Annotated in this window: 20 protein-coding genes; all 20 read left to right on the top strand. The window is 51.8% G+C overall.

Features of this window, described 5'->3' with window-relative positions; genetic code table 11:
* The first annotated feature begins 744 nt into the window (after positions 1-744).
* The 20 genes from HV237_RS25790 (at position 745) to HV237_RS25700 (ending at position 18,544) form a co-directional block, all read left to right on the top strand.
* Complete coding sequence (locus HV237_RS25790; RefSeq protein WP_022649908.1) at positions 745-1,389, top strand: hypothetical protein; 645 nt, start codon at positions 745-747, stop codon at positions 1,387-1,389.
* A gap of 75 nt (positions 1,390-1,464) precedes the next feature.
* Entirely contained in the window at positions 1,465-1,959 is a 495-nt protein-coding gene (locus tag HV237_RS25785) for a hypothetical protein (RefSeq protein ID WP_058671982.1), read from the top strand.
* 175 nt (positions 1,960-2,134) lie between these two features.
* Positions 2,135-3,220, top strand: coding sequence for a metallophosphoesterase (locus HV237_RS25780; protein WP_058671983.1), 1,086 nt, complete (start codon positions 2,135-2,137; stop codon positions 3,218-3,220).
* Entirely contained in the window at positions 3,175-3,453 is a 279-nt protein-coding gene (locus HV237_RS26305; protein ID WP_230202116.1) for a hypothetical protein, read from the top strand. The genes HV237_RS25780 and HV237_RS26305 overlap by 46 nt, the downstream gene beginning before the upstream one ends.
* Positions 3,450-5,366 (top strand): AAA family ATPase, encoded by a 1,917-nt coding sequence (locus HV237_RS25775; RefSeq protein ID WP_058671984.1) that lies wholly within the window; start codon positions 3,450-3,452, stop codon positions 5,364-5,366. The genes HV237_RS26305 and HV237_RS25775 overlap by 4 nt, the downstream gene beginning before the upstream one ends.
* Positions 5,356-6,102 carry a hypothetical protein gene (locus tag HV237_RS25770; protein ID WP_006812552.1) on the top strand — a complete coding sequence of 249 codons (747 nt, stop codon included), beginning with the start codon at positions 5,356-5,358 and terminating at the stop codon, positions 6,100-6,102. Before HV237_RS25775 ends, HV237_RS25770 begins: the two co-directional genes overlap by 11 nt.
* An 11-nt stretch (positions 6,103-6,113) precedes the next feature.
* Positions 6,114-6,683, top strand: coding sequence for a hypothetical protein (locus HV237_RS25765; protein WP_002214145.1), 570 nt, complete (start codon positions 6,114-6,116; stop codon positions 6,681-6,683).
* 77 nt (positions 6,684-6,760) lie between these two features.
* Positions 6,761-9,076, top strand: a complete 2,316-nt coding sequence (gene nrdA, locus HV237_RS25760) for a class 1a ribonucleoside-diphosphate reductase subunit alpha (RefSeq protein WP_058671985.1) — start codon at positions 6,761-6,763, stop codon at positions 9,074-9,076.
* Positions 9,077-9,183: 107 nt separating this feature from the next.
* On the top strand, positions 9,184-10,326 hold the full coding sequence (gene nrdB / locus HV237_RS25755; protein WP_058671986.1) for a class Ia ribonucleoside-diphosphate reductase subunit beta: 1,143 nt from the start codon (positions 9,184-9,186) through the stop codon (positions 10,324-10,326).
* Between the two features lie 82 nt (positions 10,327-10,408).
* Complete coding sequence (locus tag HV237_RS25750) at positions 10,409-11,278, top strand: phosphoribosyl-ATP pyrophosphohydrolase family protein (protein WP_047722242.1); 870 nt, start codon at positions 10,409-10,411, stop codon at positions 11,276-11,278.
* Between the two features lie 189 nt (positions 11,279-11,467).
* Entirely contained in the window at positions 11,468-12,571 is a 1,104-nt protein-coding gene (locus tag HV237_RS25745) for a thymidylate synthase (RefSeq protein WP_022649915.1), read from the top strand.
* A gap of 19 nt (positions 12,572-12,590) precedes the next feature.
* Positions 12,591-12,986: a hypothetical protein gene (locus tag HV237_RS25740; protein WP_160956520.1), complete on the top strand. Its 396-nt coding sequence runs from the start codon at positions 12,591-12,593 to the stop codon at positions 12,984-12,986.
* The gene (locus tag HV237_RS25735; protein WP_048665155.1) at positions 12,983-13,459 is read left to right on the top strand and encodes a dihydrofolate reductase; all 477 of its coding nucleotides are present in this window, start codon (positions 12,983-12,985) and stop codon (positions 13,457-13,459) included. Before HV237_RS25740 ends, HV237_RS25735 begins: the two co-directional genes overlap by 4 nt.
* Positions 13,459-14,103: an AAA family ATPase gene (locus tag HV237_RS25730; protein ID WP_000386471.1), complete on the top strand. Its 645-nt coding sequence runs from the start codon at positions 13,459-13,461 to the stop codon at positions 14,101-14,103. Before HV237_RS25735 ends, HV237_RS25730 begins: the two co-directional genes overlap by 1 nt.
* 63 nt (positions 14,104-14,166) lie before the next feature.
* Positions 14,167-14,586: a hypothetical protein gene (locus HV237_RS25725; protein ID WP_004109992.1), complete on the top strand. Its 420-nt coding sequence runs from the start codon at positions 14,167-14,169 to the stop codon at positions 14,584-14,586.
* 9 nt (positions 14,587-14,595) lie between these two features.
* On the top strand, positions 14,596-15,153 hold the full coding sequence (locus HV237_RS25720; RefSeq protein ID WP_000208226.1) for a 3'-5' exonuclease: 558 nt from the start codon (positions 14,596-14,598) through the stop codon (positions 15,151-15,153).
* Between the two features lie 128 nt (positions 15,154-15,281).
* Positions 15,282-16,124 (top strand): hypothetical protein, encoded by an 843-nt coding sequence (locus HV237_RS25715; protein WP_049002214.1) that lies wholly within the window; start codon positions 15,282-15,284, stop codon positions 16,122-16,124.
* A gap of 185 nt (positions 16,125-16,309) precedes the next feature.
* Positions 16,310-16,903, top strand: a complete 594-nt coding sequence (locus HV237_RS25710; RefSeq protein WP_004109976.1) for a phage N-6-adenine-methyltransferase — start codon at positions 16,310-16,312, stop codon at positions 16,901-16,903.
* A gap of 202 nt (positions 16,904-17,105) precedes the next feature.
* Positions 17,106-17,336 (top strand): hypothetical protein, encoded by a 231-nt coding sequence (locus tag HV237_RS25705; protein WP_058671987.1) that lies wholly within the window; start codon positions 17,106-17,108, stop codon positions 17,334-17,336.
* Positions 17,337-17,456: 120 nt separating this feature from the next.
* A protein-coding gene (locus HV237_RS25700; RefSeq protein WP_095661766.1) for an IS3 family transposase occupies positions 17,457-18,544 on the top strand; the annotation gives its coding sequence in 2 pieces (ribosomal slippage) (positions 17,457-17,709 and positions 17,709-18,544; 1,089 coding nt in all).
* Positions 18,545-18,576 lie beyond the last annotated feature (32 nt).

Raw genomic sequence — 18,576 nt, 5'->3', positions numbered from 1 at the left:
TCCAAGTGTCTCTTTTTATTCGACCGCTTTGGTGGCCTTTGCTGATTACAGTGGATAGTAGCACTCATCACAGCGGTTATCCTACCGCCTATAGTGGTTTTTCTACTCTCTACAGTGGTTGGTTTGCTCTTCATAGTGGCTGATCTTCTCTCTATAGTGGATATCGATCACCTCTAAGACCATGCGGCACAACGGTTTGCGGGGTGCGGGGATCTTTTTGGGTCTTTGTGGGTCTCTTGGGTTCTCTTTGGGATCTGAATTACTGGATCGGGCCTGTGTATAAAAATCAGGTAATTGCATAACCAGCCATCACTCCCCTTCTGGGGATAATGTGTGGTCGAAACAAACACGCCTGAACGCAAAACTTCCAACATCTCTATGAATATCAGCTACCTGACGTAGAAACACAGGCACTGAGTTATCCAGTTAAGACAATGTCTCCTACTCACTACAGTGGATGCCGACCACTCTCCAGAGAGGTTGTTTTGCTCTTCATAGCGGTTAATATGCTCTCTACAGAGGTTACTTTCCTCCCCATAGTGGATAGTAACCCCCTCTCAGGCCAGTAACCGCAACGGCTGGAGACGATCGGGGATCTCTTTTGATCTTCTGTAGGATCTCTCTGGGGATCTAATTATTGGATCGGTCCTGTGAATAATGGGTATAAGTAAAACAGGCATTTGCAAACATCGGTGCGCCTTGTCAGTTATCGTTGCCCCGGACAAAACTATTTGAATAAGAATTATGGATCTCAAACGCACGCGCTGGGTTCGCCGTCTTGAAGATGGCTCCTACACCATTGAATCGAACACTAGCCTGAACAAACAGAAGTTGCTCTGCGACCTGTGTGGCATTGCGTCGAAGTGCCCGATTAACGAAACCCGGCTCAAACTCCACGACGCCGGTGCGCACTTCCACCTGAACAGTTGCATACGTTACGTGCCACTGCTGGCATTTCGTAAACCGATCATCGGATTAGACGCTCCCTACTTCAACACACTGCGCTCTGGTGTAACATGGCGAGACCGGGTCGAACCTGGCAAGCTCGTTTGTCTGGTTGAGGCTGATACTGGAAATATCATCCGGTTCGGGAGAGTCGATAAGGTCTACTCCGGCCCGGTGGATGAGATGCTGCGGAAACATAGCCGGTTTAACCATCTTTGCATGGGTGGGGAGAAGATCGAGAAGGTTGGCGAAGTGATCCGCAAATCCTACGGACACTTCCTGAACGACGACAGCCTTCTCACGGCCATCTACATTCGCCATGTCGATCGGGAGTTCGATACGGAGTATCACAGCGCTGAAGAGTTGAATCTTGTCGACCCTCGCCCAAAAGCTGGGGTAATCGACATCAGCGTAGCGCGTCAGAAGCCCCCTGAGACGTTTTAAACGTAAACTCATGGTTTTACCGGGGCATAAAATATGGTGTCTTAGAAAGACACTGAGAGCTTTAGGGATTAATACATGAGTGAATTTTATTCAAGGGCAGCAACTGTGGCAGACATGCCATTTATCATGGGTGAGTTCGAAGACGGCGCACGCAAGGGTCACTTCTACGAAGAGATCCTCACATCAAAGGGGGGTAAAACCTTTGAGAAGCAGACCAGGCTAGCCATCAAGACGAACGAGCAGGGCCAATACTCCGGGCATTATATCTACATCCTGCTGCGCCGTTCTGATGACAAAAAAGCAGGGCTAATCTGGCTCTGTGCCGCACTCGATCCAACCGGTGCGCCACGACTTGAACTCCGAGCCGTCAGTATCGTCAAAGAGCTACGCGGGAAAGGCTATGGGTCAATGCTGGTGTCCGACATGATCGATTCAAACCCGATCCAGCCGATGATGGCGAAGTGCTATGTCAAATCCTCGCAAATGGCCGACATGCTAAAACGCAGAGGTTTTCTCCTTTTTGACACGTCCCCCAAAGGCACGCAGATGCTGTTTCGCGATCCGAAGTAATAAGCCCCCATACGGTTGAGATATTGTCACCACCATAAAAATAAGTAGGTATTTACTTATATATCTTGTCATAATCATGTGCCTGTAGATTTTCTTCTGTGCCGTGTTGTCTGGGTTGTTCGCCTCTCAAACACGCTTAACATCTGTATCAAAATAACCACAAAGGAAAAGACACATGACATTGCCATACGGGGTGATATCAGATCCCCATTATCATCGTTGGGATGCTTTTGCGACAACAAACGCTGACGGGCTGAACTCTCGACTGGAGATCCAACTGGACGCCACGAAAGAAGCTGCCAAAGCCATGAAAGCTGCGGGCTGCAAGCACATGCTGGTGGCTGGTGATACTTTCCATGTTCGTGGTGCTATATCGCCTTCCGTCCTGCATTTCGTGACCGAAACTTACGAGTGGATCATCAAAGAGTTGGGCCTCGAAGTGGTCATGCTGGCCGGCAACCACGACCTCGAAACCAACGATTCCGTATACAGCGCCAATGCAGCGGCCTCTCTGCGCTCAATCGGTGTGGAAATCGTCTGCGGCAAACGCTCTCACTCCATCAAAATGGGCGACGTTACCGTCCACCTGATTAGCTGGCGCAATAACCACGCAGAGCTTATCAGCGACCTCAAAACACTGCGTTCCGGGCTGGATGGCGACAACCACGATGTCGTTGTGCATACCTCGATCAACAAAGCGATCCCCACCATGCCTGATGTCGGCATCGACGCACAGGAACTGAAAGATATCGGCTTCCGTTTGTTGCTGTCCGGACACTACCACAACCACAAAGAAGTGCTGCCTGGAGTGGTTAGCATCGGGGCGCTGACGCACCAGAATTGGGGCGATGTTGGCTCTCTGGCTGGCTTCATGATCGTCAACCCTGACGGCACATTCACCCACCACGAAACCTCCGCACCCAAGTTCGTCAACCTTGAGGACGATGTGGAAGACGACCAAATTCGCGGTAACTACGTGCGCTTTCGTGCCGTTGTTGAGAGCGATGAAGAAGGCATCAAACTCCAGAACGTCCTGAAAACAATGGGCGCTAAGGGTGTCGTCTGCAACTTCATCCGCAAGGCATCGATGATGGAAGGCACTGCCAGTACTGCGGAGACCAGCAAAATAGACAGCCTGGGCGAGTCCGTCGCGGCGTACTGCAAGATCGTTCACGACACTGACGGCGGCTTCGACCTGAGCAAGCTGGACATGCTGTGTCAGGAGATCCTGACCGAAGCGGAGAGTGCGGAGGCAGTGTGAGTACGAGCCATTCTGGGAGCTTTCGGGACTTCATCTCCACGATGAAAAGACTTGAACGAGGCCAGACGGTGATGTTCCACAAGCCCTACCCACCTGACGGAAACCCTGTGGCGTTTTATCTGGGAAGACTGAGCAAACAAGGCGTACTGAAACGCAGATCTTTCCCAGCCCACACGGAGTTTCAACTGCGAAAAGGCCAGCATTTGAATCAAAAAGTTAGAGGCATTGTATGAAATTTCTAAAGCTCCAGGTTGAGAACTTCATGGCGTTAGCCAGCGCCGAAGTTGAGTTAGACCAACGCGGTCTGGTGCTCATTCAGGGTGTTAACAGTGGCGACTCCTCTGCTGCCAGCAATGGCGCGGGCAAATCGACTTTGATGAACAGCCTGATGTGGTGTCTGTATGGCGAAACTGCGCATGGCGTTAAAGGTGACGACGTGTTGTCTACAGGCCACGAGAAAAACTGTCGCGTGATGGTGACTGTTGAGGATGAAGGAAAGCGTTACGCCATCATTCGCCACCGCAAACACAAAGAGTTCAAGAACCGGCTGATCGTCCGTGGCGAAGACGGTGATATGACCAAAGGCAAAGACACACTGACGCAGGAGTTCGTTGAACGCCTGATTGGTGCATCGAAAGAGGTGTTCATGGCGTCCATCTACGCCAGTCAGGAAGCAATGCCAGATCTGCCGGGTATGTCCGACAAGAACCTCAAAACCATCGTTGAAGAAGCCGCTGGCGTCGACCGGTTAACGCGAGCCTATGCAATTGCTCGCGAGCGAGCCAACGCAGCTGCCGCACGTATGGATGTTACCAAATCCAAAATGGACGCCTGTCTCACGCTTATCGAGACCGCACAGTCAGAGATTGAGGCGGCCAAAGCGTCCTCTGATAGCTGGGAGCGCGATCGCGGCGAACGTCTGGACAAGGCTCGATTCGATTTGGCTGGCGCGGAGGTAACACTGTCTGAAGTCGTGATGGAAATTCGCTCGCTGCCGGAACAGATCCGGGATACGGAAAACGCGATTGCTGGCGAACGCAGCAAGCTGGCCTCCAAAGAAGAGCATGACGCCAAACTGCTGAAGGTGCGCGGTGCGATTACGGAGATCCGCTCAAGCATCCGCACTTCAGAAGCGGCACAGAACGAGTCCATGAACCGTGCTCGTTCGTTTAAAACCAAAGCAGAAGAGGTCAGCACAAAGGTCGGGGCGCCTTGTGTTACGTGCGGAAAGCCCTACTGCGAAGAAGATTTGTCCACCGTGAAGGAGAGTTTCATTGAACAAGCGCGTAATGAGATCGGCCAGGCGCAGGCATCAGCAGCGGCAGTGGCTCAACACAAAGCTCGTCTTGAGAAAGCGCTCGGCATCGAGTCTGCACTGGTCGCAGCCACACCCGACGTCTCAGAAATCATCGCCAGAATCGAACGCCTGACCAATGAGCTAAGTGCGCTGCGTCATCGAGAACGTGAAGTTGTGGCCGTCGAAGCGATGGTGGCGCGGGCGCGTACTGACGTGAATCGCATCATGGCAGAGGTAAACCCATTTCTGGCTGTCATTAAGCGCCATGAAGACAACCTGGCTGCCAATAAATCTAATCATGCAGTACTTAAAAAAGAGTTAAAAAGCATTCAGGAACAGGCTCTGTTGCTGGAGAAAGCTCGCCAGGTTTACTCCCCAGCTGGCGTGCGTTCACACATCCTGACTTCTGTTACGCCTTTCCTGAACATCAGGACTGCGGAGTATCTCAACACGCTGTCGGACGGCAATATCGTTGCCGAATGGTCGACAATGGAGACAACAAAGAAAGGCGAGTATCGCGACAAATTCAATATCAGCGTAACCAAAACAGGCTCCAGCAAATCCTTCCAGACGTTGTCTGGTGGCGAGAAGCGTAAGGTACGCATTGCGTGCTCTCTTGCTTTGCAGGATCTGGTTGCCAGTCGCGCCAGTAAGAATATCGAGCTGTTTATCGGGGATGAAATTGACGACGCGCTCGACACTGCCGGTCTGGAGCGTCTCATGGGGATTCTGGAAGCCAAAGCGCGTGAACGCGGCACAGTGATGATCATTTCCCACAAAGAGATGAAATCGTGGTTCCGGGAAACCATCACAGTCGAAGTCAAAGAGGGTCGCAGCTATGTCGTTTAACTTGAGCCGAACGCAGTTTTTGCAGATGTTTGCCGTGATGCAGTCTATAAAGCTGATAAACCACCATACGGCAAAAGCAGCTGCGCCTGCACTTTTGTGGAAAAACGAAAACATCAATGACGACCAGTTCTCGGTATTAACCAGTCTGTTGTCATCGACTCCGTTGATGCCGAGTTTGTCTATGCTGCCGTCAGGAAGCACTGCGCCGATCCTTATTAATCCATTTACGGAAGGTGGATATCTCCCACATTCTGGGCCGGGGTTCGTTGTGATTCCTGAAACCGGAACGCTGAACATCCAAGAAAATGCGCTCTTCAATGCGATGGAGACGCACATCAGCACCGCATTCACTAATCTGATTCGACACGCTAACGCACGCGCAGATCACGTTGCAATGCCGGGTGCTGCCTTCGCCAGCTTCTCTGTTGACTATGATCGGCACGCGCCAATCTCAAAGCGGGCGAAACTTTGCTTTTACGAGGAGGGATGTGAAGTAGCGGTTATTGAAGTTCTTCTCCCCCATGTATTCAGCGCGAATGAAACGGCTGCACGCCATCTGATCGACATCATGCGACATTTCATCGGCCAGAGCATGATTGATGCAGATATTGCGGCAGGCGTTCTAACCAACGATAGCATTCATGTTGTTAGCGACATTCCGAAGCCGCCAACTCGCGAGCCGGAGAAGACACTTGAACAGAAACTAATGGAATGCCCAACCTGGGCTACGTGGTAAGGAGACCAAAAATGAGTAAAACCATTCGTGTGGTCGGCGTCGACCCTTCAATGAGCAACTTTGGCCTGGCGATTGGCACGCTGGATCTGGAAACGGATAAGCTGGACATTCATGGCCTGACATTGGTGGAAACCAAAGCTGGTGGCAACAAGAAGACGGTTCGCGTAAACAGCGACGATCTGCGCCGCGCTAACGAAATCTGGCGTACCGCCAAGCCCATAATCGAGCAGGCTCATATGGTGTTTTGCGAGTTGCCGGTTGGTAGCCAGTCCAGTCGCGCACAAACCTCATACGGCATCTGCATTGGCGTACTGGCGTGCGTGGATAAGCCACTGATACAGGTCACGCCAAACGAGATTAAGCACTATGTTGGGAATAAGCTGACCACGTCGAAGGAAGAGATCATTCAGTGGGCTACGCAGAAGCAGCCAAACGCCCCGTGGTTGCGCCGGAAGCAATCTGGTAAGGAAGTGCTGGTGAATAAAAACGAGCACCTTGCGGACGCTGTCGCGTCGATTTACACAGGTATGCAAACTGATCAATTCCGTCAGGTTCGCGATGTTCTTGCGGGAATTTTATAAGTCGGTAATTGATAGGTAAGTGCTTATCTATTAACATGAGGCCACTATATTTAGTGGCCTTTTTTATTGGGTGATACATGATAAGCATCGTAAAACGTAACGGTTCCACAGAGCCGTTGTCAGAGGAAAAATACAACCGCGTTGTGATGTGGGGAGTCGAAAACATTCGCAACGTTAGCGCGTCTGCTGTCGCTATGGGCGCCGCTGCCAGCATTTTCGACGGAATGACCACCTGCCAGCTGCATGAAGCGCTGGTGAAGTCCGCTGCCGATCTGATCTCTCCGGAAACCCCGAACTACTCGCAGGTTGCCGCGCGACTGAGCCTGTTCAAGATCCGCAAGGACGCCTTCGGGCAGTATGACTACCCGAATTTCTACAATCACATCGTCAGCAACGTCAGCCGTGGCGTTTACGATGAAGACCTTCTCAAGTACTACTCTCAGGAAGAAATTGCCGAGCTGGGCGTGTACATCAAGCCTAAGCGCGACGAATACTTCGGCTATGCCGCAACCGTGCAGCTGGCGAGCAAGTATCTCGTTCAAAACCGTGTAACTGGCGCTATCTACGAAGGGCCACAGCAACTCTACATGCTGGTCGGCATGTGCCTGTTCCAGAATTGGGAAGATGGCTACGCCGGTAAGACGCGTCTGGAGATGGTTAAAGGCTTCTACGATGTGACCAGTACATTCAAGCTGTCTCTGCCAACGCCAATTATGGCCGGCGTGCGCACCCCTACTCGCCAGTTCTCCAGCTGCGTGCTGATTGAAGCTGCTGATAGTCTGAAAGGGATTAGCGCTGCGTCTTCCGCAATCATTGACTACGTGTCACGTCGCGCGGGCATTGGTATTGGCTTTGGGCGTCTGCGTGCGCTGGGAAGTGAGATCCGCAATGGCGAGGCCACCCACACAGGTGTTATTCCATTCCTAAAGCACTTCCAGACGGCGGTGAAATCCTGCTCTCAGGGCGGTGTTCGCGGCGGCGCTGCTACAGCGTTCTATCCGATCTGGCATCTGGAAGTTGAAAGTCTGCTGGTGCTGAAAAACAACCGTGGCATTGAAGAGAACCGCGTTCGTCATCTCGACTATGGCGTGATGATTAACCGTCTGATGTATCGCCGCCTGGTGCGCAACGAAAACATTACGCTGTTCAGCCCACACGATGTGCCGGGACTGTACGACGCGTTCTTTGTTGATCAGGACAAGTTCGAAGAGCTGTACCTGAAGTACGAGGCCGACGAGAGCATCCGTAAGAAATCTATCCCGGCCGTCGACCTGTTCTCTACGCTGATGCAGGAGCGTGCCTCCACTGGTCGTGTTTACATTGCCAACGTCGACCACATGAACGATCACGGCGCATTCGTTCCGGAAATTGCACCGGTACACCAGTCCAATCTCTGCATGGAGATCACGCTACCGACCAAGCCACTGGCGTTCACTGACGATCCGAACGGGGAAATCGCGCTTTGCACCCTGTCTGCGTTCAACCTGGGCGCGATCCGCACGCTGGACTCACTGAAAGACGTGGCGTTTTACGCTGTGGCGGCACTGGACTCTCTGCTCGACTATCAGGACTACCCGATGGCTGCTGCAGAAATCCCGGCTAAAGCTCGTCGTAGTCTGGGTATTGGCGTGACCAACTTTGCCTACTATCTGGCGAAGAACGGCTTTAACTACTCTGACGCTGCGGGCAACCAGTTGGTACATGAGACCTTCGAAGCCATTCAGTACTACCTGCTCGATGCGAGCTGCCGACTGGCCGAAGCGAAAGGTGCATGTGACTGGTTCTCCCACACCAAATATGCACAGGGCCAGCTGCCAGTCGACCACTATCGCAAAACGCTGGATACCAACCCGGAGACCTCTTTCGAGCTGAAAATGCCGTGGGAAGAACTGCGTGGCCGTATCCGTGAGCATGGTCTGCGTAACTCCACTCTGACCGCTCAAATGCCGTGTGAGACGTCCAGCCAGATCACCAACTCCACCAATGGTATTGAGCCGCCCCGCGGCCCGGTGTCCGTGAAGTCTTCCAAAGACGGCATCGTGAAGATGGTCGTTCCGGACTTCGCGCAACTGAAAGACCAGTACGAGTACCTGTGGGATATGCCTGATAACCGCGGCTATCTGACTAAGGTGGCCATCATTCAGAAGTTCTTCGATCAGGCCATCTCTGCGAACACCAACTACGACCCGACTCGCTTCCCTGGCGACAAGGTTCCAATGATGAAGCTGCTGGAGGATCTGCTGTTTGCGTATCAGCAAGGTGTGAAGACGCTTTATTACCACAACACGCGTGATGGCGCAGGTAAGCGTGATGACGACGATCAGGTGTCAGAACCTTCCGCTGCGGAGGTTGTTGAGCCAGAAGATGAGTGCGATGGCGCGTGCAAAATCTGATGAGCGTGGGGAGAAATCCCCACCTTTTCATTGAGTTGAGCACCTTATTTAAACCAATAAGATAACAATTTGTTTAAAGCCACTCGATAACATTCAGAGGGAAACACATGACTTATTCTACTTTCCGTTTGGGCGCTAACGACGCAACGAAGGAACCTATGTTCCTCGGCCAGTCTGTCAACGTAGCACGCTACGATCAGCAAAAGTACCGTGACTTCGAAAAGCTGATTGAGAAACAACTCTCGTTCTTCTGGCGCCCTGAAGAAGTCGACATTACCACTGACCGCATCGACTTCAATACCAAGCTGCAAGAGCACGAACGCCATATTTTTCTGAGCAACCTGCGTTACCAGACGCTGTTGGATTCCGTTCAGGGTCGCAGTCCAAACGCAACACTACTGCCGCTGATCTCCATTCCTGAGCTGGAGACATGGGTTGAGACCTGGTCGTTCTCTGAGACGATTCACAGCCGCAGCTATACCCACATTATCCGCGGTATGGTGGATGACCCGAGCATCGTTTTCGACGGCATCGTCACGGACGAAGAGATCATCAGCCGGGCTGTAAGCATCTCAAGCGAATATGACAGACTGTACGAAATGACCTGCGCTCGCCAGCATCTTGGCGAAGACGAATTTGAACGGCTGTATGTCAGCGAGTTTGATGGCAAGCCCTACCCTCTCCAGCGCCAGCTGTTCCGCACACTGGTGTCAGTGAATGCACTGGAGGCGATTCGCTTCTACGTGAGCTTTGCATGTACGTTCGCCTTTGGTGAGCGGAAGCTGCTGGAGGGCAACACGAAGATCATGCGCTTCATCGCGCGCGACGAGGCTCTGCATTGCGAAGGTACTGAACGCATGATCCGCTTTATGCGTACCGGTCGTGAAGGTCTGATGTGGAAGATGATTGCCGCAGAAGAAGAGAGCTTCATCTATCAGACCATGATGGACGTGGCCGGGCAGGAAATGCGCTGGGCTGACTATCTGTTTAAAGACGGCGCAATGATTGGCTTGAATGCCGACATCCTCAAAAGCTATGTGAAATACCGCACCAACCTGGCAATGCGTCGTCTTGGGCTGCGACCGCTGTTCCCGGAAATCAAAGACGATCCACTGGTATGGATGAACAAATGGCTGCTGTCAGACACCCTGCAGATCGCTCCGCAGGAAGCTGAACAAAGCAACTACCTCGTTGGCCAGATTGACTCCGCTGTCGATCGCTCCGGCCTGAGCCAGTTCGCAGACCTTTAAGCCGAGTTTAACCACTTTGTGGCCTGGCGCTGCTGGGTCACAATTGACGTATCAAATGAAGTCCAAAGGAAAGAAAGAAGACATGAAATTTACGAAACTGACCGATCATCTGAAACTTGCCGCAGACAAACTCGTGGGATTTAAGCCAGAGCCTTACGAGTTGAATCCTGGTTTTGGCAAGGCAACGGAAAGCATCTACCTGATGGTTGACCAGTTCCACACACTGTTTCAGCACCCACGCCGTGCCATTCCAGATCCGGCATTACTGCGTCTGCGTGCCAAGCTGATCCACGAAGAAGCTGTTACCGAGGGCATCCCGGCAGCCAAAAATGGGGATATGACGGCACTGCTGGACGCGATGGCTGACTTCCTTTACGTGGGCGTCGGCACAATGGTGGCCATCAAAGGCGGAATCTCTACGGGCATGAGCTACTACACCCAAGAGCAGAGTGTTGATCGCTTCATCCACACCATCATGGTTCCGGGCAACACGGTCTTTGACGATATGGCCATCCCGTTTGAAGAAGCAAAAGAAGCTGCATTAATGCTGAATGCGCTGGCTGACAAACTAGAAGCGAAGCCGATAAGCGATTCCGAATTGGTGCAGGAGCTGCGCCGCGTGATGAACAAAATCTACGTTGCCTGCATGATGACCTACCGCCTGGCTGATTTTCTCGGTATCGATATTGTTGAGCTGGTGGCAGAAATCCATCGCTCCAACATGACCAAGCTGTGGCCGGCTGACGCCGAAGAGCGTCGTGTGGCGGTAGAGAATTGCAAATACGACAAGGAAGACCTGGGCTTCCGCCATGCTGAAGGGACTGACATGATGATTGGCTTCAGAATTTCTGATGGCAAGATCCTCAAATCCCCGACCTACAGCGATGTGGATCTGACTCGCTTTGTTGAGAAGGCGAAATCATCATCTCTTTACGAGATGGTAAAAAAATAATTGTAAGTATCTACTTATCATTATATATTGCCTTGGCGTGTTTTATTGTCCAAGTTCTTAATTGCTCATTGCAATGGTGGCCTAAGAGCCACCATTTTTTTTACTCCCCTCCTAGCCTTACACACTTCTGACAGATAAACTTGTATAAAATAATGTGTATGTACTTACTTATCTTGTGTGAGGTTGATTTTGTCTATCCTACTGAATCGAGACTTTACGAACGGTCAGTTTGCCAGTGGTTCGTATGCCAAAGTGGTTGAAACGGTGCTCAACACTGGCGTTCACGCTGGTGATCGCACCGGAACCGGCACAAAAAGCGTTTCATATGTCCCTTCCTACTACATGCTGACGGGCGGCTCTGTTCCACTTATCTCCGGAAAAGCCGTCAATCTGAAGCCGTTACTGGTTGAGCTGGAGTGGTATCTCAAAGGAACGGGCAACATCCAGTTCCTGAAAGACAATGGCGTCAAAATCTGGGATGCCTGGGCTGATGAAAATGGCGATTTAGGCCCGGTCTATGGCAAGCAATGGCGTCGGTGGGAAGACACCCGCATCGTGAGCCATAGCGAGTATTTGAGCAAAATCGACACGTTCCGTGAGCGCGGGTACAAGGTCGAGGGGTATCTGGGCGTAAGCGAAGATCGCGTTGTGTTGTCCCGTGAAATCGACCAGCTACAGCGTATCGTTCACACGCTTCGCACCAACCCGACAGATCGTCGCATCCTGCTGAATGCCTGGAATGTTGGCGAACTGGAAGATATGAAGCTGCCGCCATGCCATTTCGTGTTTTCACTGTGGAGTCGCGAGCTGGACTTTGAGACCCGACTGACGATGGCCACCGATATTGGCATTCAGCACAACCGCCACGGCCACGAGTCCATTTACACCCAGATGCTGTGTCTTCTGGAAAGAGATGGCGGCATTACTGAGAACATGCTGGACGAGCTGGGCATCCCGAAACGCATTCTGAACTCATGCCTGGTGCAGCGCAGCGTCGATACCTTTGTTGGTATGCCGTTCAACATCGCCGGTTACGGCATTCTCACCCACTTCCTCGCGAAGATCACCGGCCACATGGCTGGCGCATTCGTGCATTTTGGCTTTGACGTTCATCTCTACGACAACCACATGGAAGGCGTTGAGGAACTGATGAAGCGCGAGCCGCCCAAAGAGTCCGACCCGGTTGTCATCTTCCCGCATGAATGGGCCGAACTGGACGACTTCAAATGGGAAGGTGTGCAGGTGTGCGGCTACAGCCCTCTTCCGTGGATCAAGGTTCCAGTGGCGGTGTGATATGGCCAGAGGGATGTATGTGTTGTGTGAAATTGAAGGTGTGCTGGCGAGAGCCAGCCATCGCAAAGCAGTGCCTGATGCGGATGCAGGCGCTCTCATTGCCGGTGATGAACTCATCTTTCCCACCAGCCGCATGTTGCGTGGTTTTGCTCGCTCCGGTGCTGAAGTGGTGCTTATCAGTAGTCGTCCGGAAGCGCTCGAAGGCCCAACCAAACGCTGGCTGAAGGACTTCGGCATTGATTATGACTGGCTCCACCTGGTTCCGCGCGGTGTCAGTTTTGAAACCCATATCAAGCGCACGCTGGCAGAGCACAAAGGCGACTTACTTATCGCCGCACTGGTTCACGATCCGCGTCTGCGTTCTGCGCTGGCAGATTCTCACCAGCGACCAACCATCTATGAGGTAAGCCAATGAAGATGATTGCAGCTGTCGGCCGCAACTATGAAATCGGCATTGGCAACGAACTTCCCTGGCGTTGCCCGACCGATCTGAAACTGTTCAAACAACTCACCAAAAACGCCACTGTCGTGATGGGACGTAAGACGATGGAAAGTCTTAAACGCCCGCTGCCAGAGCGCCATAACCTCGTTTTGACGCGCTCTCGTGGCTATATCCCCAATGGGTTCTACCCCGCTGGCATCGATGACGTTTTGAGACTACCAGATCCGGTCTGGGTGATTGGTGGCGGGCAGATTTACTCGCTCTTTATGCCACACGTAGAAGAGATCTGGCTGTCGCATATTGGCGTGGATGTGCCGGGCGCGGATGCGTTCTTCCCGGCGCCAATGATGCGTTCTTTAGGGTTCGTACCAGTCGAAACGGCTTATACCCAACGTGCAAATGAGGATGAGTCTGGCTTTTTGCAGATCGTATACAGAAGGTCGTAATGGATTACCGGATTGGAATCACTGGCGCACAGGGCAGTGGAAAAACAACCCTGGCAAGGTACATCGATGCGCATTATGGCATTCCGTATGTGGATGCCGGCGTTGGCAAGCTGATGAGCAGTCTGGGGGTGAAGGTTGGCGAGCGTTTGCCCCTTTACGAACGTCTTCAGGTTCAGATGGAGATTGCCAGACACATCGAGATGATCACCCGCGGCGTTGAAGGTTTTGTTATCGACCGCACGCCAGCCGATGTCATGGCTTATACGCTTGACCTGGTCGGCCAGACCAACGAAGACCGCTGCATCGAGCTGGCTCTCGACATTGAGCAGTTTTGCCACAAAGCGGCCATTTCCAACTTCAATGCTATCGCGGGTCTTCGCCCGGGCGTTGAGCTTTCCAGCAAAGATCTCGCGCGTCCCCAGCGAGGATCGCTTGACCGTCTCTATGTTGCTCGCATCGATGCACTTATGTGCGGTGAGCTGACGAAAATCAACACGCTTCCCCAAACCGGCGATCTGCAGGTGTTCGTTATTTCTGAAAAGTGCCGCACGGTTGAAGCGCGAGCCAGATCGGTATTGCGAGTGCTGGACAGAGCCGCTGAAAACATCGAGCGCCGTATAACAGGACGAGTGACCTTCCACTGAATGTTGCTCCCCTGTTGGGCAGTGTGACAATAAGACACGCGAAATGAATCGAGGAAAAACAGAATGATAGACGAACTTCCCCTCTCGGATGAATTAGATCGTAAAGCGATTGAAGCACTGATCCGCATTGCTGACGAACAATCCCGCTCTTTGATGAGTGAACGTGAAGCACGTCTGGCTATCCGCGCAGTGTTTGAGTCCGTTCAAGGGCTTGTTGGGGAAGAGGTTGGCGAAGCCATCAATGTGGCGATGTCGCAGTTCAATGGCGGCACCAAGCGCCCTCTGTTTCCTATGCACCTCAAACTCTCAGGCGGTACGGTTCTGTACGTGTCCGTTTGCCTGGAGACCAACCAAATCCAGATCCTCAACACATCAACGGGCGAATGGCGCGAGCCGGTCGTCTGCGAAAGTGGCGAGGACGCACTGAAAAAGGCTGCTCAGTTTGTGCGTGGCGCACTGCTGAAAGGCGCGAAGAAGCTGTAAGGAGTACGAATGACCACGATTGTCGGTGGCGTCGATATTGAGTCCACAGGGCTGGACTTCACATCCGGCCACAAAATTATCGAAATCGCGATAACCCGTTATGAACTGGAAACCCAGAAGCACATCGACAGCCTTGAGATGCGCTTCAACCCGCGTCGAAGCATAGATCCGAAGGCGCAGGCAGTGCATGGCATTTCACTGGAAGATCTGGCGACGGAACCGCTACTGGCTGACCACGCAGGCAAGATTGCTGCGTACATGGGCGCATGTAGCGCGTTAGTCGCCCATAACGGAGAGGCTTTTGACCTTCCGTTCATTCGCCACGAGTTCGGTAGCTATGGGGTGAAATTGCCAGATATCCCTCTGGTTGACTCCATGCTGGATGGCTTGTGGGCTACCGAGGATGGGAAGCGCCCACGCCTGGAAGAGCTGGCGTTCTCACTTGGGTTCACTTACGACCGTGAGAAGGCCCACAGCGCTCTCTACGATACTGACCTGATGATGCAGTGTTTCTTCAAAGCCCGAGAGAAATACGGCTTCTTCAAACTCCCATTCGAAAGCGCCTGATGGCGCTTTTTCTTTGCCTTCAGTTCTTCTAACTGCCTGTAATTATGACTTTTCCGCCTGATAGGTTTTGCCAAAATACGCTCAACCAAAACGCGGAAACGCACCAACGAAAACATAAGGAGTTAAAAATGAGCGCAGTTACAAACACTGTTAAAAACGATGACCTGGACGAACTGACTGCAATGCTGCAATCTCTCGACGAACCAGTTCAGAAAGCTGCGAAAATGAGCGGGGTCGACGAGATAGACGATCTTCTCTCTGGTCTGGATGATGCAATCGCAAAACCAGTCGAGGCGGTGGCGGATGAAGTCATGAATGCCAGCTCTACCGGCGATCTGAGTAGCGTTCTGGAAGAACTTGAGATTGAGCACGAATCGGTGAAGGTCGAGGAACCAGAGCGTGACCTTGTTGCGGAGATAGTGAACGAGACAGCGCCTGAACTTGACGCTCGAAGTACTGAGACTACCGGTACAGATCCAACCCCTTTACCTTCAGTGGCGTCAGAGCCTAAACCTGAAGAAGAGCAGCCAAAACGCCAGAAGGCAAAATCAGAGCGTACACCGGCCAAACCTCGCTTCACGCTGGAAGGTAAGGACGAATCGTTCTATGCGACAGCCGGTCTGGAAAGTGAGAGCTTTACTGCCGCATTCGAAGGGGCGCCAGTCAAAGCGAAAGACAAGATCTTAAACCTTTTGAACTGGTTTAGTGGTGGGCCGGAAATCAGCGTCTACACGGTAATCGCAATGCGCCATATCCTTGACGCGAACACGGCGACCAGCAATAGCATTAAACTGGCGCTAATGAGCAACCCGGAAAAACCATATCCGCTCAACACCGCTTCGACTCAGGCTGGCCAGATGATGGCTGTGTTTCCAGCTACTGGCATTGCCACCAGGGAAGGTGGAAATCTAACCCTTAATAAAGAGTCGCCGATCGTCAAAAAATTCATAGCGGAGTATTCCATTGGATGATGTTCCCCTACCCGATCTAAAGCCCCCTGAGAGCTTTAGGACGCTGGGTAAGCTAATCGCATACCCAGCATCGATAAAACGCGCCAGAGAGCTTCCCGTTTGCGGATCTGGCGCGTTCTTCTTTGTTTGCTATCCGTTGGATTAAATGAAAAAATAGGTAAGTGTTTACCTATCAGAACAAAGTAATGATCGCAGCCGAAAAAATCAAAAAGCGAGAGCGTGATGCCTCTCTTCGCGACCTTTGGCGCACACCGCAGTGGTTGTTTGTCGCCATCCAACGTTACATAGGCGTAAAGTTCGATGTGGACGTCGCCTGCAACAAAGATAATGCCCTCCTGCCGAACTTTATCGGTGTTGAGCGTGATGCGCTCAAGTGCAGCTGGGGAGAACCTGGCACTGTGGCGTTCCTTAACCCGCCCTACTCCAAAATCACCCCCTGGATAGACGCAGCCATTCGCGAGCAGGCGCGTGGAGTGACGACAGTCATGTTGATACCACAATCCCTCGATACGCAGTGGTACGAGCGTGCGGCTGAATGCGCCAACGAAACCGTCATCTTGTCTGGCGGCCGCGTGGCGTTCGTTGAGCCGGATGTTGAACTTGGGCTGGTGGAGGTGAACATCAACCCTGGTGGTAGCATGTTGCTTATCTTCCGTGGCTACTGTCAGGAAGCTGGGCACACCATCAGCAAGATACCGCTGGCGGTGATGAAAAAGCTGGGTGGTTATGATCCTGCCAATGTTGTCAGGAAGAAGAGACCACGTAAAAAGGCAGCGTAAACACCAGTCTGGGAGTTAGTTTGAGAACCTGCTTCCGTATATATAAATAACTAAGTACTAATTATTAATATATACAGACGCAGGCTTTTTAAGACGTGATTTCCAAACAACTCCCAGACCGTTTTACACCTCCAGAACCCACTGGAACCCCTCTCCAGACGCTCTAGAATCGATTTTATGAACCACAGTAAGGAAAACTATCATGGTATACCCGACGAACGTCGTAGCGCTCGTTGAGAGCGATTTTCTGACCAAAGTACGCGACATGATGAAAGATCGCGATAAGGCTTTCAGTCTCTACGAATGGTCGCTCAAGTGCCTTCACTCAGGTGAGCACAAAGAGCTGGTCGAGCAGCTGTTAGGGGAACTCATCAATGAGGTGTTTGCCCTGAACGTCCAGCTTCATGGTCGAGAAAATAATCAATCGAAATAATCGGTAAGTACTTACCATTTAAAACGCAGATCGCCAGTGATAAAATCTACCGGTAATCCCCCCGAAAAGCCGGTGTGTTCATAAGTAGAATTTTCTCGTAATCTGAACCGGGAGATTTCTATGAAAAAATCACGTTTTACCGACAGCCAGATCATGGCCATCCTCAAGCAAGCAGAAGCAGGAACGCCGGTGGCTGAATTGTGCCGCGAGCATGGCATGAGTAGCGCCAGTTTCTATAAGTGGCGCTCACGCTTTGGCGGGATGGATGCCTCCATGATGGCCCGTCTGAAAGAGCTGGAAGATGAAAACCGCCGCCTTAAAAAGATGTATGCCGAAGAACGACTAAAAGCCGAGATCATTCAGGAGGCTATGGCAAAAAAGTGGTGAAGCCATCGCATCGAAAGCAGATGGCACAGGACGCAGTCAGGAGTCGAAGCGTCAGCATACATTTTGCCTGCCAGTTGTTTGCTGTCAGCGAAAGTTGCTATCGCTATCAGCCTCAGTTGAATGAAGAAAATGTCATTATTGCCGACTGGTTGCTCCGCATCACTGGCAATCAGCGCAACTGGGGATTTGGCCTGTGCTTTTTGTATCTGCGTAACGTAAAAGGCTTTAAGTTCAACCACAAAAGGGTGTACCGAATTTACTGCGAGTTATCGCTGAACATGCGAATAAAGCCGAAAAAACGACTGAAACGGGATAAGCCCGAACCGCTGACGGTACCTAAAAACAGTAATGAATGCTGGTCGATGGACTTCATGCACGATCAATTATCAGATGGTCGCTCAGTCCGTCTGCTGAATATTATCGATGATTTTAACCGTGAGGCACTGGCAATAGAGGTCGATTTTTCTCTGCCGGCAAACCGAGTTGTGCGAACGCTGGAACAGCTCATTGAATGGAAAGGTAAACCCATAGCAATACGATGTGATAATGGACCAGAATATACCAGTAACACGTTGATATCATGGGCTAATGACAGGGGCATCCAGATTAACTTTATTCAGCCCGGCAATCCGCAGCAAAATGCCTATATTGAGCGTTACAACCGTACGGTACGCTATGATTGGCTGGGGCAACACCTGTTTACATCACTGGATGAATTGCAGAACTATGCCACGCAGTGGCAATGGTTTTATAATCATGAACGACCAAATATGGCGTTGAATGGTTTCACGCCGATGCAACATATTCAACGCATGGCCTGATTCTACTTATCACCTCCGTCAAAAATGGGGGT

This window comes from Citrobacter sp. RHBSTW-00570 (genome assembly GCF_013739755.1).
Lineage (GTDB): Bacteria > Pseudomonadota > Gammaproteobacteria > Enterobacterales > Enterobacteriaceae > Citrobacter > Citrobacter braakii.
Note: the sequence above shows the minus strand (reverse complement) of the source record. Positions and strands in the feature narration are given on the sequence as shown.